Raw genomic sequence first — 14,351 nt, forward strand, 5'->3', positions numbered from 1 at the left:
CAATCTTCAACCCGCGATCGCGCTCAGATCCGGACCCACGTTGCAGCCAAACGTCCGTACACTGCCGTCGGGTGCGTGGACCAGCAGGTCCACCTTCTTCCGCCGTGCCAGCGCAGTGGCGGCGCTGATCGCGGCTTGCTGCGTGGCATGGTGGGATTCGGCGTAGCGCGCGCCTTCGTGAATCACATCCCAGCCGCTTCCGTACGGGACAACGTGTAGGTTGCTGCCCATCTCTGTCTCCTGAAGCGCCGATGGTTGCGGCGCTACATCTATTGTGGCGCCTGTGGCAGGGATGTCTATCGGTCACCATCTGACAAGACGGGAGCAGCAAAGCCGACATCGGGCGGAAATTTCTGGTCATTTGTGCTTGCTCTTATAAGCTAAGCTGGACGACGATCGCCTGCAAAGGAGCAAGCCATGCGTGCAAGATTTGCGCGGGGACTGACGCAGTCTCCAGTGACTGTGGTGGCCCGCGCTTTTGATGGCGATGTGGGCTGGATGCCCCAGATCGGGGACCTCGTGACGGTCTACAGCCAGGACCAGGACACCGAGTTCGATATCCGGCTCAGCGAAGTGGTGGACGCCGGGCGCTGGCGCGGCGTAGTCTACGCGATCAGCCGTGGCCCCGAAGTACTCGTCACCGCGGAAGGGCTCGAGATCGACGATGTAGTGGAGGTCATGCGCGAGGAGATTGCCGCAGTGATTCCGTGCAGCCATCCGCACTGAGATGGCAAGCGCCCGATGGCTTCCCGTCGGGCGTAGTTGAATGCAGCGTGCCGGCCGTCAAGCGTGCTCGGCCTGGCGCGGCACGCCAAGCCACATCGACACTCCGCTTGCCACCAGCAAGGCCGCCAGCAGGTACAGCGCATTGTCGAGGCTTCCTGTCTGAACCTTGATCTGGCCGATCACCCATGGGCTGACAATGCCGCTCGTGATGCCGACGCTGCTGATAAAGGCGATGCCGGCTGCGGCGCCGCTTGCGGGCAGATGCGACGGCGGCAGCGACCAGAACACCGGCAGTGCGGCAAAGATCAGTACTGCGGCCATGGACAGGATCGCCAGCATCGCCGCCAGGCTCTGCAGGTGCAACGTGAGCGCAGCCAGCGCCAGTGCGCCGCCGACCGTACACAGCAGGAAATGCCGGTGGCGTTCACCGCTGCGGTCCGAGTGCCGCGCGATCAGGATCAGGCCAACCGCGCCAACCGCATTGGGCACGACCGAATAGAGGCTGATGGAAACGACATCAGTAATGCCGAAGTCTCGGATCATCAGCGGCATCCAGAAGCTCAGCGCCAGCGAGCCACAGGTCAGCGAAAAATAGATGAACGCGAACAGGTACACGCGCGGGTTGCGCAGCACCTGCAGCAGCGCCTGCAGCGAATGCGCCTTGACGCCGTGATCCTGCGCGCGGGCACGCTCCAGGAACGCCTTTTCGCCGTCGCTGAGCCAGCTTGCCTGGCGCGGCTCATCGACCAGGAAGAACGCGGCGATCACGCCGAGCACGATGGCCGGCGCACCTTCGATCGCGAACATCCATTTCCAGCCCTGCATGCCGAACACGCCGGCCATGTCGCGCATGATCCAGCCGGACACCAGTCCGCCCAGCACACCCGCGATCGCCACGCCCGCGAAGAAGATCGCCATGACGGCGGCGCGGCGCTTTGCGGGAAACCAGTACGTCAGGTAGAGCACGATGCCGGGAAAGAAACCGGCCTCGAATACGCCTAGCAGGAAGCGCAGCGTATAGAACTGCGTCGGCGAGGACACCGCCATCATGCCGACCGATGCCACGCCCCACAGCACCATGATGCGCGTAAACGTGCGGCGCGCACCGAAGCGTGCGAGCAGCATGTTGCTGGGCACTTCGCACAGCACGTAGCCGACGTAGAAGACCGCCGCGCCGAGGCCGTACATGGCATCGCTGAAGCCGAGATCCTGCTTCATCTGCAACTGCGCAAAGCCGATGTTGATGCGGTCCAGGAATGACACCACGTAACACACGAACAGGAACGGGATCAGGCGCAGCCAGATCTTGCGATACAGCGCGTCTTCTTCGTGCGCGGCGTAAGCGGGGGCCGCAATCGCCCCTGAGGCCAGATTGCTCATTTGCTTTGTCTCCGGTGTGAGCGCCGCCCGCGCCGGCATTTTCTACGCCTTCGCAACGGGTCGGTGCGGGAAGGGGTGGGGCACGCGCGCGGCGTGCCCGCAGGGTCAGTTCGCGGTGGTGGTATCGCCCGCGATGCCTTCGCGTGCGGCGTGCATCGCGGCGAGCAATACGTCGTGGTCGCCGATATGGTTGGCCAGCAACAGGATGAGCTGCGCGTTGGCCGCCTGGCTTTGCGCGTCATCGAGATCGCGGTGCATGTCGATCAGCGCTTCATAGAAATCGTCAGGACGTGCGAGGTTGGGCTCGGTGTTGAGCGTGTGCGCCTGGGTGTCTTGGGCGTGGGCCGGCATGGCGATGTCTCCGAATTCTGTATGGCGGCGGGTTGGCTTATGCCGCCATCGCGGCCGATTCATGGGCCTTGCTCGCGGGCAATTGCGCACCGCTTGCGCGCGCCAGTGCGTCGCGGATACGCTGCGCGTCGATGCGGCGCCAGCGTGCGCAGACATGCTGGTCCGGCCGGATCAGGTAGAAGGTGCCCGGCGCGGCGTTGTAACGCTGAGCCGCAAGACCTTTGTCGTCACGCAGAATGGCGGTACCGGACACGGTTTGCGTCGATGTGCCGAGGTACACGATGCGCAGCGGCAGGCCCGACTGTTCGATCTGTTCGAGCGCAAGGCGGCTATCGCCGTCGAGGCTGTCGGGCGAGCCGAACACCAGCCCCGTGAATTCCCCACCGAGATGCTGGAGCAGCCAACCTGCACCATGCGCGTCGGAAACGGGGGCATCCACGCAAGCCGTGCCCGGCACCATCGTACCGCCGAAGCCATCGACGTCCGGCGTGTTGAGCGGCGAGCCGTGCAGCACCGCAGGCACTGACAGGCGCCCGCTGTTGACGAGCTTGCGCGCAAACGCGTGGCGCCGGGCAAGGCCCAGCACCGCATCGCGGAAAACGCGGCTGACCTCGCTCTTGGGCGTGATGAAATCGGTCGAGCGGGTGGAGTTCAGGATGTTCTCGTCGGCTGCGTACTCGCGTTCGCTCGCGTAAGTATCGAGCAGGCTGTCCGCGGCGCGGCCGTCCAGCACATAAGCGAGCTTCCACGCGAGGTTCTCGGCATCCTGCACGCCGCTGTTGGCGCCGCGCGCACCGAACGGCGAGACACCGTGCGCGGAATCGCCGGCAAACAGCACGTTGCCATGCCGGAAGCTGTCCATGCGCAGGCACGAGAACGTGTAGACGCTGACCCACTCGAGCGTGAATTTCGCATCCGGGCCGAGCAGCGCCTGCACACGCGGAATCACGCGTTCCGGCGTTTTCTCCAGCACGGGATCGGCGTCCCAGCCGAGCTGGAAGTCGATGCGCCAGACGTTGTCGGGCTGGCGGTGCAGCAGCACAGACTGATGCGGGTGGAACGGCGGGTCGAACCAGAACCAGCGTTCGGCGGGGAAGTCAGCCTCCATCTTCACATCGGCAATCAGGAAGCGGTCCTTGAAGGTCCGGCCCTTGCTGTCCAGGCCCAGCAGCTTGCGTACCGGGCTACGCGAGCCGTCGGCTGCGACCACGTAGCGGGCAGCGAGCGTGTAGCAACCGTCCGGCGTCTCGATGGTCAGCGCGACCGTCTCTTCGGGCGAGCCGGGCTGGCGCTGTTCGAGCCCGACGACCTTGTTGCGCCAGCGGATCTCGATATTGGGAAGTTCCTGCGCGCGTTCAAGCAGGTAACCTTCTACGTAATACTGCTGCAGGTTGATGAAAGCGGGGCGGTGATGGCCCGCTTCGGGCAACAGATCGAAGCTGTAGACCTGCTGGTCGCGCAGGAAGACGCGGCCGACGTTCCAGCTCACGCCCGTATCCACCATGCGCTGGCCGCAGCCCAGGCGGTCGAAGATATCCAGCGTCCGCTTGGCGAAGCAGATCGCGCGCGATCCCGTTGACAGCGTGCAGTCGTCATCGACCAGCACCACGCGCACGCCGCGCTGCGCCAGATCGATGGCCGTGGCCAGGCCGATGGGCCCGGCACCGACCACGACGACAGGATGGACCGCGCCGCCCGCTTGCCCGTCGCGCTGGTCCGCGCACGGCTGGTACTCGAATGACAGGCGCTGGTAATCAATGGCGCTGGCGATGGTCATGCCTATGTCTCCGTCCACTCTCGTTCAGTCTCTTGTATGTACCGTCTGCGCGTCAGTCCTGCAGAGCCGCCCACATTTCCTTGTCGCGCTGGGCCGTCCAGATGCGCGGGTGGCCGATGCCGCTGGCCTCGTCAAATGCGCGCGAGACGTCGAACGGCAGGCAATGCTCGTAGATGAAGACCTGGCCGAACTTCGGGTCCATCGCCAGCCGCGTATGTGCCATGGCGGCCTTCAGGTCGAGCTTGTCGGCTACGGCTTCCTTGCCGGCCTGGAACAGCGTGGTGACGAAGTCCTTGGTGTAGGCGATGCCCTTGCTGACCTCTTCGGGCGTGGTCAGCGCCGGGCCGCGGCCGGGCACGAGTTTTTCGGGCTGCAGCGCGGCCAGCGCATCGAGCGTGGCGGGCCACTCGGCGAGCTGGGCGTCGCCGCAGTAGCAAGCCGCGTCGTATTCGACCAGGTCGCCCGAGAACAGCACCTTCTGCGACGGCAGCCATACCACTGTGTCGCCCTTGGTGTGACCAGAGCCCAGGTGGGCGATGCGGACTTCCAGCTTGCCGAGGTACAGGGTGATTTCCTTCTCGAACACCAGCGTCGGCCAGGTCAGGCCCGGCACGGTCTCCACGCCGGCAAACAGACGTGGGAAGCGTTCGATTTCCGACTTCATGTCGGCCTCGCCACGCTCGACGATCATTTCATAGGTACCGCGGCTGGCGATGACCTGCTGCGCGCCCTCGGCAAAGTACGCCGATGCGCCTAGTACGCGCACCGCATGGTAGTGCGACAGCACCACGTACTTGATCGGCTTGTCGGTGACCGACCGGATCCTGGCGATCAGGTCTTGCGCCATGGCCGGCGTGGCGGTGGTGTCGACGATCAGCACGCCGTCGTCGCCGATGATCACGCCCGAGTTGGGGTCGCCTTCGGCCGTGTAGGCATAGGCGTTCTCGGACAACTGGGTGAAGGTGATCTGCTTGGCTTCCAGATCGGCCTGGGATGCGAATGCCTTGCTCATGCTGTCGGTCCTTTTGGTGGGGGCAGGGCGAGGCAGCCGCATAAGCCGTATGCGGTACTGCAGCTGTCTCGCCCCGTTTTCATGGATCTTGGTTCTGTCGCAGCGCCGGTCGGCGCGCTGTGCGACGGGGGTACTGTCATCTTAGGAAACCGGACCAAATTAATCAATAGCTAAGCGGTTAGCGTATGGTTAATTTACGGGGCGGATGGAAAATGCGCGGGTAAACACCGATGCCGGGAGCCGGTGCCGGTGACGTTCGATTAATATCTGGGGTTTCCGGAGAGGACGATGGCGGCAGCGGGGCGCAAGACGGCGCAGGCGGAAGGCGAGGAAAAGGTGCAGCGCGGCATCCAGAGCGTGGAGGTCGCCGGCCGCTTCCTGGGCGCGCTGGCCGCCGGGCGCGCGCCGATGACGCTGGCCTCACTCGCGGACGCCGCACAGCTAGCGCCTGCCCAGGCCCATGCCTATCTGGTCAGCCTGACGCGGCTCGGGCTAATCAAGCGCGATCATCTGTCGGGCCGCTACGAACCGGGTCCGCTTTCGCTGCAGTTGGGCATGCTGCATCTCGATTCCGACGCTGCCTACCGCGCCGCCGTGCCACGCGTGGATGAACTGGCCGAGGCGACCGGCTTCAGCGTGGCGATCAGCATCGCCGGCCCGCACGGGCCCGCCATCGTGCGCTATGTGCCGGCCGCGGCGCCGCTCCATGTCAACCTGCACGTCGGCACCGTGATGGCGCTGGCCGCGACGGCGACGGGACGCGTGTATTGCGCATTCGAGCCGCGCACGCGCTGGGACGCGATATGGCGACAGCAGCAACCGCATGCCACAGCGGCCGATGCGGCAGCGTTCGACGACAGGCTGCAGGCAATCCACGCACGCGGCATGGAGCGCAGCATCGACACGCCAAGCCCGGCCGTGAGCAGCCTCAGCGTACCGGTGCTCGATACGGATGGCGCATTGCGGCTGGTGCTGACCGTGGTGGGATCGACGGGCGCCATCGACGTCGACTGGCAAGGACCGGTGGCAAAGGCGCTGCGGGCCACTGCCAGGGCCATCAGCGCAGACCTTGGACAAGCATGACGACGCAAGCCGCCCCGAACGATGACAAAGCCGCTGACGGCGGGAAGCCCCAACGCGGCATCCAGTCGCTCGACAGTACTGGCCAATTGCTGGCGGCGCTGGTGGCGGCAGGCCGGCCGCTGCCGTTGCGCGACCTTGCGCAGGCCGCGGGCATGGCGCCGGCCAAGGCGTTTCCGCATCTGGTCAGCCTGCAGAAGACAGGGCTGCTGGCGCGAGATGCCGCCGGCAACTTCCTGTGCGGGCCGCTCAGCCTGGAACTCGGCCTGATCGCGCTGCAGCGCCTGTCGCCCACGCGCGAGGCGGAGCCCGAGATCATCGAACTGGCGGAGGCCACGGGCCTGAGCGTGGCCATGGCGGTGCTCGGGCCGCTGGGGCCGACCGTGGTGCGGCTTGAGGAATCGGCGCGGCCGCAGCATGTGAGCCTGCGCGTCGGCACGGTGCTGTCGCTGGTCAATACCGCGATCGGCCGCACCATGGCGGCCTATTTGCCGGAGAACGTACTGGCTGGCTTGCTGGAGCGTGACGACCTGCGCATGGCCGGCGTGCGGCGCGCCGATGTGCTGCTCGATGGCGGGGGCCTTGTACCGGACTACGCCGACCGGCTAGCGCACGTTCGTGCCGGACAGGTCGACAATGCGCTGAGCCGGCCTGTGCCCGGCATCGACACGCTGGCGGCGCCCGTGTTCGATCACACGGGCAGCCTGGCGCTAGTGGTGGCGGTGATGGGGTCCACAGGCAGTTTCGACAGCGGCACGCAGGGGGCTACCGCGGATCTGGTGCGCCACGCGGCGCACCGGTTGTCGTGGCGCTTCGGGGCCGTGCAGACGCCGCGCTGAACTTCCCTTTGCTTGAGGCGCTTACTGTTCCACGCGGATGTTCGCTGACTTGATCAGCCCATCCCACTTCTCGTACTGCGCGCGGATATAGCTGCCGAACTGCGCAGGCGTGGACGGGAACGGCACCGTGCCCTGGCTGGCAAGCTTGCTGGCCATTTCCGGCTGCTTCAGCGACGCGACGATCTCGCTGTTGAGCCGGTCGACCACCGCCTTCGGCGTGCCGGTTGGCGCCACGACACCAAACCACGCAGTCAGTTCATAGCCGGGAACGCCGGCAGCCGCCAGCGTCGGCACACCGGGCAGTTGGTCGGAAGGCTTCTGCGTGGTGACTGCCAGCGCGCGCACGCGGCCGTCGCGGATATACGGCAGCGCGGTCGATACGCTGTCGAACATCATCGTCAGCCGGCCGCCGATCAGGTCGGTCATGGACGGGGCGCTGCCCTTGTACGGGATATGCGTGATGCTGACGCCCGCCATATGCGTGAACAGTTCGCCGGCGAGATGCGACGAAGAGCCGTTGCCGAACGACCCGTAGGTCAGCTTGCCGGGTTCCTTGCGCGCGAGTGCGAGCAGTTCCGGCACCGTGCGCGCAGGCACCGAAGGATGCACGACCAGCACATTGGGCAAGTAGGCGACCGAGGCCACCGGGGCGAAATCCTTGAGCGGATCGTAGCCGGGCTTGTCATAGAGGCTCTTGTTGACGGCCAGCGAGCCGAACGTGCCGAAGAGCAGGGTGTAGCCATCGGCCGGGGCGCGCGCCACGGCAATCGCGGCGATATTGCCGCCCGCGCCGGGGCGGTTGTCGATGACCACGGGCTGTCCGAGCCGCACCGACAGCGCATTGCCGACCTCGCGCGCGAGCAGGTCGGTCGCGCCGCCCGGCGGAAAGGGCACGACAAGCCGCACTGGCTTGTCCGGGTACGCCGCCAGGGCACTGCCGGCCGCGGCCAGCGAAAATAGCAGCCCTGCGGCCGCATGCCTGATCCAACCCTTCATCGCTGTCTCCTCTGTCGTGTTTTGCGATGCAAAGCGGCAGTGTGTCGCAGCGCGTGAACGCGTGGGTTTCGATTTGGCAAAGGCCGCCTTTGCAGCGCGTTGCCGTCAGCCGGCGGGCATGCCGAGCATTGTCAGCGGATTGCCGCCGCGCTCGTAGACTTCGGCCGCTTGCAGCAGCGCGCCCAGTTCGCCGTGGCCATGGAGCACGGCGTCGCGGATGGCCTGCGTGACCGGAAACGTGTCCTGGATATCGCGCCGCGTGCCGTCAGGCTGCAACGGCGCCAGCGATAGCACGCCGGTCAGGAACGCCGCATCGGCCAGTGCGGCATCGTGCGGGCGGACGTGGCGCGCTGCCTGCGCCATGAAGCACGCGCGCCGTTGCGCGGCCTGGCTGCGCAGGCTGGGCTCGCCGGGCAGGCGGAAGCCATCGGACATCTGCAGCAGGCGCACCCAGCGCTGCACGCTGTCGGGCCCGAGCGCCTGCAGCAGCGCGCGCACACTGGCAATGCCGCCGCAGGGCTGGACGCCCGTGGCCACGGACAGCCGCAGCAACTGGGCGATGATCCCCGGGTTGGCGTGGAGTTCGGCCAACAGTACGTCGGTATGCGCGCCGTGCTGCAACAGCGTCTGCAGCCGCGCAAGTGCGCCGCGGTCGAGATGCGGCAGCGGGGCGGTCAGCGGCTCCGGCCGGGCAAAGTGGTAGCCCTGGAACAAGTGGAAGCCGAGCCGCTGGGCGAGCGCGAATTCTTCGGGGCCTTCGATTTTCTCCGCAATCAGAAGGCGGTCCGCGCGCAATACCGCGTCGGCCAGGCGCGGCAGTTCGGCGCGGCTGGCCAGCCTGAAGTCCACCTTGACGAAGTCGACCGCGGGCAAGGCCTTGCGAACGTGGGCGGTCAGGGTGGCCACATCATCAAGCGCCAGGCGGTAGCCGGCCATCCGCAGCCATGCCAGGCGGCGCAGCACGCAGGCATCCATCGGCACGTTTTCCAGCACCTCCAGCACAAAGTGCCCCGGTGGCACGAGCAGCAGCAGGTCGTCGAGCAGCAACTGGCGGCCTAGATTGATGAATCCGGCATGTTTGCGCAGCGTCCAGTCCAGCCCCGTGCCGCCAAGCGTGCGTGCGATGACATGGGCGGTTGCAGCGGTGTCGTCGATGACGTTTGCCCAGTTGCCGCCGGCTTCCCGGTACAGCAGTTCGTAGGCCTGCGGCGCGCCGGCGGCATCGACGATCGGCTGGCGGCCGAAGTGCAGCACCTCGGCATCGCGAAGGCCGGGCATTGGCATGGCTGACAGGGAATGTATCGAGTGCTGCATAGGAAAATTCCAGGAAAAGACCGGTAAATTCCTGATGCGGATTAAGGCGGTAAATGCGCAGAAATCGTCTGATTGCGATTTCCCGGCAGCACCGCAAAATCAAAAATCCGATCTGGCGCAACAGGAACCATTAAGAAAGCGCCGCGATGATAGAAATGGTGCCCGCCGACTTCCTTGATCCGCGCCAATAAACCTGGCTACGCAATCGCTATGGCCTTTTCTGACAACGGTTTGCAGGCATAGCTGCATCATGGTCGGAAAACTCCTAGTGCCAATTCGGAAACTACAGATTGCTCCGTGGACGTACGTCAATAAAATTGTATTCAAGGTTTTTGTGATTTGGTTTTCCCAGTTAATTTGATTATCTGGAAAAAACCAGCAAATAAACCGTCCAGTGTGAAACTCTATGCCGAGCTCCCCATCATGTTGCTGACCACCCGCCCACCATCGCCCGATTCGATCCCGTGCTGCGCCGGATGCTCCATGGCACGTGTTTGCCTGGCCGGGAACTGCGATTCCGACGGCGAGGGACCGGCGGACGGACTGGCCCAGCGCGTGATCCGCCTGCGCAAGGGCGAACCGCTCTACCTGCTGGGCGATCCGCTCGCCGCGCTGTTCGCCGTCCGCGTGGGGACCGTCAAGACCCACGTAGCCACGGAAGACGGGCGCACCCAAGTGGTCGGCTTTCATTTCCCGGGGGAGGTCGTCGGCCTGGACAGCATTGGCCGGCGCCAATACGCGTCGTATGCCACGGCGCTTGAAGACACCAAGGTCTGCATGATCCCCATGGACGTGCTGCGGCCGCTGGCGGCCTGCACGCCTGCGCTCGCAAGCCGTGTGTTCCGCGCGCTGGACGGCTACGCGCAACGCACGCGGGCGCTGCAGACCTTGCTTGCGCTGATGACCGCGGAAGAACGCCTGGTCACCTTCCTGCTATGGATCTCGGAGGGGTTGGCGGCACGTGGCTTTTCGTCCAGCGAGTTCATCCTGCGCATGAGCCGCGAGGAAATCGGCAGCTATATCGGCCTGACGCTGGAGACGGTCAGCCGGCAATTTTCGCGGCTGGCGGAATGCGGGCTGATCCGTGTGAAGCACCGCAGCGTGGCGCTGGTCGACAAGGCCGGGCTGCGCGCCATTGCCGACCGTTCCGCGATTTCCCCGATTCCGCCCGGCACCAACCGCCGGCGAGGTGGCGAGCAGCGCGTGCCGGCACAGGCATTGCGCACGTCGGCACCGGCATGGGCAACGCGGACCCAGCCCGCGACCGCCGCGATGCAGGCAGACAACCCGAAGATAAACCCGTTTGCATGGGAGGCTGGCAATGGACAGCAATGACCTGGTACGTGAGATCAAGGACGTGAATCTGGCCTATCTGCTGCTGGTGCAGCGCCTGATGCGCCAGAACGAGGCCGAGGCACTGTTCCGGCTCGGCATCGGCAAGGAAGTCGGCCACGCGTTGCGGGCGCTTTCGCCCGCGCAGATGCTGGCGCTGGCGCGCTCGAGCATGGTGCTGTGCCGGTTCCGGCTGGACAACGGTGCGTTGCTCGAAGCGCTCGCGGGCATCCGGCCCCAGCACGAGCTGTGCAATATGCATACGGCCATCGTGTTGGCCGCACAGGCCCTGGAGGAAGGACGATGAAAACCACTGCGCAGACCGCACCGGCGCGCAGCGCGCTGCAGGATGCCAGCGATACCCAGCTTGCCATCGAACTGATCGGCCTCGGCGCGCGCCCGCAAGTCGTTGAGGCCGAGGTCACGCTGTCGCGCAGCCGCGTGTACCGGCTGTACCGCGAATTGACGGGAGGCTCCCCGCCCAAGGGCATGCTGCCGTTCTCCGCCGACTGGTTCGTGACGTGGCGGCCCAATGCGCACGCGTCCTACCTGCTCAGCGTGCACGAGTACATGCAGCAGCGCGCGGGGTTGCCGGGCATTCGCGCCGTGCTGAACAGTTACCGCGTCTATGCCGAACACATGAAGGCCAACAACGAGGAATGCCTGATCAGTTTCACTCGCTTCTGGACCCTGGTGCGGTTCTGTGAAGGCGGGTTGCTGCAGCTGTCAACGTGCCCCTGCTGTGGCGGAAGATTCGTGACGCATGCCCACGAGCCGCTGGCATCCTTCATTTGCACGTTGTGTCAGCCACCGTCGCGGGTGCGGCGCAGCGTGCGCCGCGAGACGCCGCATGCCACCGCCAACGCGCCTGCGGCCGTCCTCGGCAACCGGCCGCCAGTCGCCATGCCGGGGTTCGGGATGGTGCCTGCGCTATGAGGGCCGTTGTGCCACCGCGATCCCGCGCGCCTGGCAGTCACTCGATACACGCCCGGCAGCCTATGCCGCACAACTGACACCGGAGGCTCTATGTCAGGCAATGGAACCCCAATCCCGACCCCTTACGCCGACGCGCTGCTATCGCCTGTGCGAGCCGGTGCATGGGACAGGCTAGGACCGATGATGCGGCCCCTGGCGCGCGCCGAGTTCACTGGCACCATGAAGCCGCGCGATATCATCAACGCGCTCGGCGGCGACGAAGAACGCGGGCGTTGCGTACGCGTCGGCCTGCAGGTGCTCGAAGAGGCAGTGCGGCCGCCCGCGCGCGCGGTGGTGACCATCGGACCGGGACGCTGGGCGAGCCTTGACTTCTACATCGATGCGGACTGCCGTACCTGCTGCGAGCTGGATGGCATCTTGCAGGATGGACTGGCCGAGCGCATCACCAGCGTGTTGCCGCCAGGGCTGTCGCTGGGCATCCGCCCACTGGCCGAGTATGTGCAGGCGGCCACGCCAGAGGCTGATCCCGGCATCGCCGACCGCTTCCGCGCATGCGCGCGCGACATGCTGCACCGTGGCGGCGAGATGAACCAGCGCTTGTCGGCGGTCTGCGCTTACCTGTCCGCGATGTACGCAGCACGCGCGGCAGTCGGCCGTCTCGGCTATCTCGACCAGAGCCTGCTCGAAGACGGCCAGGAGGCGCTGAGCTGGCGGCTGCGGCGGCACCGCAGCGTGGAAGGGCGGGCGCTTGCGCAGCGGCTGGAGCGGCTGTCTCATGCGGCGGAGGGCGCCCTCTATGAGTTCAGTACCCATTTCAGCTTCGAGAATGCGAGCTACCAGTTCGAGCTGATGCGCCGCTTCCACGACCAGCTCGAACAATTCCGCAAGGCCTGCCGGACCGACGCCGACGGCTGGTCCGACCTCACCAGCCGCGCGGCCTACGCGAACGGCAAGCGCTGAACACCGGCAGGCGGGCTCCGTTCAGATGCCTGCCATGCAGGTGTACTTGATCACCAGGTAGTCCTCGATGCCATAGTGCGAACCTTCGCGGCCGACGCCCGATTGCTTTACGCCGCCGAACGGCGCAACCTCGTTCGAGATCAGCCCGGTGTTCACGCCCACCATGCCGTACTCGAGCCGTTCCGACACGCGCCAGACGCGGCCGAGATCGCGCGCATAGAAGTAGCTCGCCAGGCCGAATTCGGTGTCATTGGCCATGGCCACGACATCGTCCTCGGTCTTGAAACGGAACAGCGGCGCCAGGGGCCCGAAGGTCTCCTCGCGCGCCACCAGCATGTTCGGCGCGACATCGGCCAGCACGGTCGGCTGGAAGAAGGTGTGTCCAAGCCCATGCCGATGGCCGCCTTCGAGCACGCGCGCGCCCTTGCCCAGCGCATCGGCAATATGCTCTTCGACCTTGGCCACGGCCTTCTCGTCGATCAGCGGGCCGATGCGCACGCCGTCCTCCATGCCGTTGCCGACCTTCAGTTGAACCACTGCCGCAACGAGCTTCTGCGCAAACGCGTCGTAGACCTTGTCCTGGACGTAGATCCGGTTCGCGCAGACACAGGTCTGGCCCGCGTTGCGGTACTTGGAGATGATTGCGCCTTCCACCGCGGCGTCGAGGTCGGCATCGTCGAACACGATGAACGGCGCATTGCCGCCAAGTTCCATCGATACCTTCTTGATCGTCGACGCGGTCTGGGCCATCAGCACGCGGCCGACTTCGGTGGAGCCCGTGAAGGTCAGCTTGCGCACCAGCGGGTTGCTGCTCAGTTCGCCGCCGATCGCCCCTGCCGAACCCGTCACCACCGACAACACGCCGGCGGGGATACCGGCGCGCTCCGCCAGAACCGCAAGTGCCAATGCCGTCAGCGGCGTCTGCGAAGCGGGCTTGACCACCATGGTACATCCCGCCGCCAGCGCGGGGCCGGCCTTGCGGGTGATCATGGCCGCCGGGAAATTCCACGGCGTGATGGCCGCGCACACGCCTATCGGCTCCTTGGTGACGACGATGCGTTGGCTGCTGACCGGTGCGGGGATGGTCTCGCCGTAGACACGCTTGCCCTCCTCGGCGAACCACTCGATGAACGATGCCGCGTAAGCAATCTCGCCCTTGGCCTCGGCAAACGGCTTGCCTTGTTCGGCGGTCATGATGCGGGCGAGGTCGTCCTGGTTCGCCAGGATCAGCTCGAACCACTTGCGCAGCAGCGCGGAGCGCTCCTTGGCCAGCCGCGCGCGCCAGGCAGGCAGCGCGCGGTTGGCAGCCTCGATCGCGTGGCGGGTTTCTGCGACGCCGAACCGCGGCACCTGCGCCACAAGTTCACCCGTGGCCGGGTTGGTCACGTCGATGCGGCGTTCGCCGTCGGTCCAGCGGCCGTCGATATAGCACTGCTGGCGCAGCAGGGAGGGGTCTTGGAGCTTCAGCATGGTCGTTCGTCCATTGAAAAAACTGCCGGAAAGGAGATGGCGCGATCGAAGCATTGTAATCGCCACTGAATATCCCGACGGGTGCCAGATGTGGCATGCCCTGCGCATGGATGGGCGATGCCGGGTTGGTTGCCGCAGGACGTTATCAATTCTGATGATGCGGCGAGCCGGCGCGGTC

General features: G+C 65.8%; 16 protein-coding genes. 8 read left to right on the top strand and 8 right to left on the bottom strand.

Going from position 1 to position 14,351, the window contains the following annotated elements; genetic code table 11:
- Positions 1–6: 6 nt before the first annotated feature.
- Positions 7–231: a DUF2188 domain-containing protein gene (locus ACIGJG_RS28440; RefSeq protein WP_483673502.1), complete on the bottom strand. Its 225-nt coding sequence runs from the start codon at positions 229–231 to the stop codon at positions 7–9.
- Positions 232–417: 186 nt separating this feature from the next.
- On the opposite strand from ACIGJG_RS28440, the gene ACIGJG_RS28445 reads away from it, so the two are divergent.
- Positions 418–726 (top strand): hypothetical protein, encoded by a 309-nt coding sequence (locus ACIGJG_RS28445; RefSeq protein WP_011300340.1) that lies wholly within the window; start codon positions 418–420, stop codon positions 724–726.
- Positions 727–783: 57 nt separating this feature from the next.
- On the opposite strand, the gene ACIGJG_RS28450 is transcribed toward ACIGJG_RS28445, so the two are convergent.
- The 4 genes from ACIGJG_RS28450 to ACIGJG_RS28465 form a co-directional block, all read right to left on the bottom strand.
- The gene (locus ACIGJG_RS28450; protein WP_220630328.1) at positions 784–2,106 is read right to left on the bottom strand and encodes an MFS transporter; all 1,323 of its coding nucleotides are present in this window, start codon (positions 2,104–2,106) and stop codon (positions 784–786) included.
- A gap of 105 nt (positions 2,107–2,211) precedes the next feature.
- The gene (locus ACIGJG_RS28455; RefSeq protein WP_011300338.1) at positions 2,212–2,457 is read right to left on the bottom strand and encodes a DUF2783 domain-containing protein; all 246 of its coding nucleotides are present in this window, start codon (positions 2,455–2,457) and stop codon (positions 2,212–2,214) included.
- A gap of 37 nt (positions 2,458–2,494) precedes the next feature.
- A complete protein-coding gene (locus ACIGJG_RS28460) occupies positions 2,495–4,234 on the bottom strand; it encodes an FAD-dependent oxidoreductase (RefSeq protein WP_483673504.1) in 1,740 nt (579 codons plus the stop codon).
- A gap of 52 nt (positions 4,235–4,286) precedes the next feature.
- Positions 4,287–5,246, bottom strand: coding sequence for an MBL fold metallo-hydrolase (locus ACIGJG_RS28465; RefSeq protein ID WP_140951156.1), 960 nt, complete (start codon positions 5,244–5,246; stop codon positions 4,287–4,289).
- A 288-nt stretch (positions 5,247–5,534) separates the two neighbouring features.
- On the opposite strand from ACIGJG_RS28465, the gene ACIGJG_RS28470 reads away from it, so the two are divergent.
- Positions 5,535–6,329 carry an IclR family transcriptional regulator gene (locus ACIGJG_RS28470; protein ID WP_011300335.1) on the top strand — a complete coding sequence of 265 codons (795 nt, stop codon included), beginning with the start codon at positions 5,535–5,537 and terminating at the stop codon, positions 6,327–6,329.
- The gene (locus tag ACIGJG_RS28475; protein ID WP_220630331.1) at positions 6,326–7,165 is read left to right on the top strand and encodes an IclR family transcriptional regulator; all 840 of its coding nucleotides are present in this window, start codon (positions 6,326–6,328) and stop codon (positions 7,163–7,165) included. The genes ACIGJG_RS28470 and ACIGJG_RS28475 overlap by 4 nt, the downstream gene beginning before the upstream one ends.
- Before the next feature lie 21 nt (positions 7,166–7,186).
- Here the strand turns inward: ACIGJG_RS28475 and ACIGJG_RS28480 are convergent, their stop codons facing one another.
- A complete protein-coding gene (locus tag ACIGJG_RS28480; protein WP_011300333.1) occupies positions 7,187–8,161 on the bottom strand; it encodes a Bug family tripartite tricarboxylate transporter substrate binding protein in 975 nt (324 codons plus the stop codon).
- A gap of 105 nt (positions 8,162–8,266) precedes the next feature.
- The gene (locus ACIGJG_RS28485; RefSeq protein WP_049796489.1) at positions 8,267–9,439 is read right to left on the bottom strand and encodes an EAL and HDOD domain-containing protein; all 1,173 of its coding nucleotides are present in this window, start codon (positions 9,437–9,439) and stop codon (positions 8,267–8,269) included.
- Positions 9,440–9,443: 4 nt separating this feature from the next.
- Here ACIGJG_RS28485 and ACIGJG_RS28490 point away from each other — a divergent pair, with 4 nt between their 5' ends.
- The 5 genes from ACIGJG_RS28490 to ACIGJG_RS28510 all read left to right on the top strand — a co-directional run bounded on the left by ACIGJG_RS28490 (position 9,444) and on the right by ACIGJG_RS28510 (position 12,703).
- A complete protein-coding gene (locus tag ACIGJG_RS28490; protein WP_166487077.1) occupies positions 9,444–9,653 on the top strand; it encodes a hypothetical protein in 210 nt (69 codons plus the stop codon).
- Positions 9,654–9,958: 305 nt separating this feature from the next.
- Complete coding sequence (locus ACIGJG_RS28495) at positions 9,959–10,810, top strand: helix-turn-helix domain-containing protein (protein WP_235679794.1); 852 nt, start codon at positions 9,959–9,961, stop codon at positions 10,808–10,810.
- Positions 10,797–11,114, top strand: a complete 318-nt coding sequence (gene flhD, locus ACIGJG_RS28500; RefSeq protein ID WP_011300330.1) for a flagellar transcriptional regulator FlhD — start codon at positions 10,797–10,799, stop codon at positions 11,112–11,114. The genes ACIGJG_RS28495 and flhD overlap by 14 nt, the downstream gene beginning before the upstream one ends.
- A complete protein-coding gene (gene flhC, locus ACIGJG_RS28505; protein WP_011300329.1) occupies positions 11,111–11,743 on the top strand; it encodes a flagellar transcriptional regulator FlhC in 633 nt (210 codons plus the stop codon). Before flhD ends, flhC begins: the two co-directional genes overlap by 4 nt.
- 180 nt (positions 11,744–11,923) lie before the next feature.
- The gene (locus tag ACIGJG_RS28510; RefSeq protein WP_182142221.1) at positions 11,924–12,703 is read left to right on the top strand and encodes a hypothetical protein; all 780 of its coding nucleotides are present in this window, start codon (positions 11,924–11,926) and stop codon (positions 12,701–12,703) included.
- Between the two features lie 21 nt (positions 12,704–12,724).
- Here the strand turns inward: ACIGJG_RS28510 and gabD are convergent, their stop codons facing one another.
- Entirely contained in the window at positions 12,725–14,173 is a 1,449-nt protein-coding gene (gene gabD, locus ACIGJG_RS28515; RefSeq protein ID WP_483673506.1) for an NADP-dependent succinate-semialdehyde dehydrogenase, read from the bottom strand.
- Positions 14,174–14,351 lie beyond the last annotated feature (178 nt).

The organism is Cupriavidus sp. C1SS-2L, from assembly GCF_057073735.1.

Coding starts and splice junctions, on each gene's coding strand:
- ACIGJG_RS28440 (WP_483673502.1), bottom strand. CDS start 231: ATGGGCAGCAACCTACACGTTGTCCCGTACGGAAGCGGCTGGGATGTG.
- ACIGJG_RS28460 (WP_483673504.1), bottom strand. CDS start 4,234: ATGACCATCGCCAGCGCCATTGATTACCAGCGCCTGTCATTCGAGTAC.
- ACIGJG_RS28495 (WP_235679794.1), top strand. CDS start 9,959: ATGGCACGTGTTTGCCTGGCCGGGAACTGCGATTCCGACGGCGAGGGA.
- ACIGJG_RS28485 (WP_049796489.1), bottom strand. CDS start 9,439: ATGCCCGGCCTTCGCGATGCCGAGGTGCTGCACTTCGGCCGCCAGCCG.
- ACIGJG_RS28490 (WP_166487077.1), top strand. CDS start 9,444: ATGGCTGACAGGGAATGTATCGAGTGCTGCATAGGAAAATTCCAGGAA.
- flhD (WP_011300330.1), top strand. CDS start 10,797: ATGGACAGCAATGACCTGGTACGTGAGATCAAGGACGTGAATCTGGCC.
- ACIGJG_RS28450 (WP_220630328.1), bottom strand. CDS start 2,106: ATGAGCAATCTGGCCTCAGGGGCGATTGCGGCCCCCGCTTACGCCGCG.
- ACIGJG_RS28510 (WP_182142221.1), top strand. CDS start 11,924: ATGATGCGGCCCCTGGCGCGCGCCGAGTTCACTGGCACCATGAAGCCG.
- flhC (WP_011300329.1), top strand. CDS start 11,111: ATGAAAACCACTGCGCAGACCGCACCGGCGCGCAGCGCGCTGCAGGAT.
- ACIGJG_RS28475 (WP_220630331.1), top strand. CDS start 6,326: ATGACGACGCAAGCCGCCCCGAACGATGACAAAGCCGCTGACGGCGGG.
- ACIGJG_RS28480 (WP_011300333.1), bottom strand. CDS start 8,161: ATGAAGGGTTGGATCAGGCATGCGGCCGCAGGGCTGCTATTTTCGCTG.
- ACIGJG_RS28465 (WP_140951156.1), bottom strand. CDS start 5,246: ATGAGCAAGGCATTCGCATCCCAGGCCGATCTGGAAGCCAAGCAGATC.
- gabD (WP_483673506.1), bottom strand. CDS start 14,173: ATGCTGAAGCTCCAAGACCCCTCCCTGCTGCGCCAGCAGTGCTATATC.
- ACIGJG_RS28455 (WP_011300338.1), bottom strand. CDS start 2,457: ATGCCGGCCCACGCCCAAGACACCCAGGCGCACACGCTCAACACCGAG.
- ACIGJG_RS28470 (WP_011300335.1), top strand. CDS start 5,535: ATGGCGGCAGCGGGGCGCAAGACGGCGCAGGCGGAAGGCGAGGAAAAG.
- ACIGJG_RS28445 (WP_011300340.1), top strand. CDS start 418: ATGCGTGCAAGATTTGCGCGGGGACTGACGCAGTCTCCAGTGACTGTG.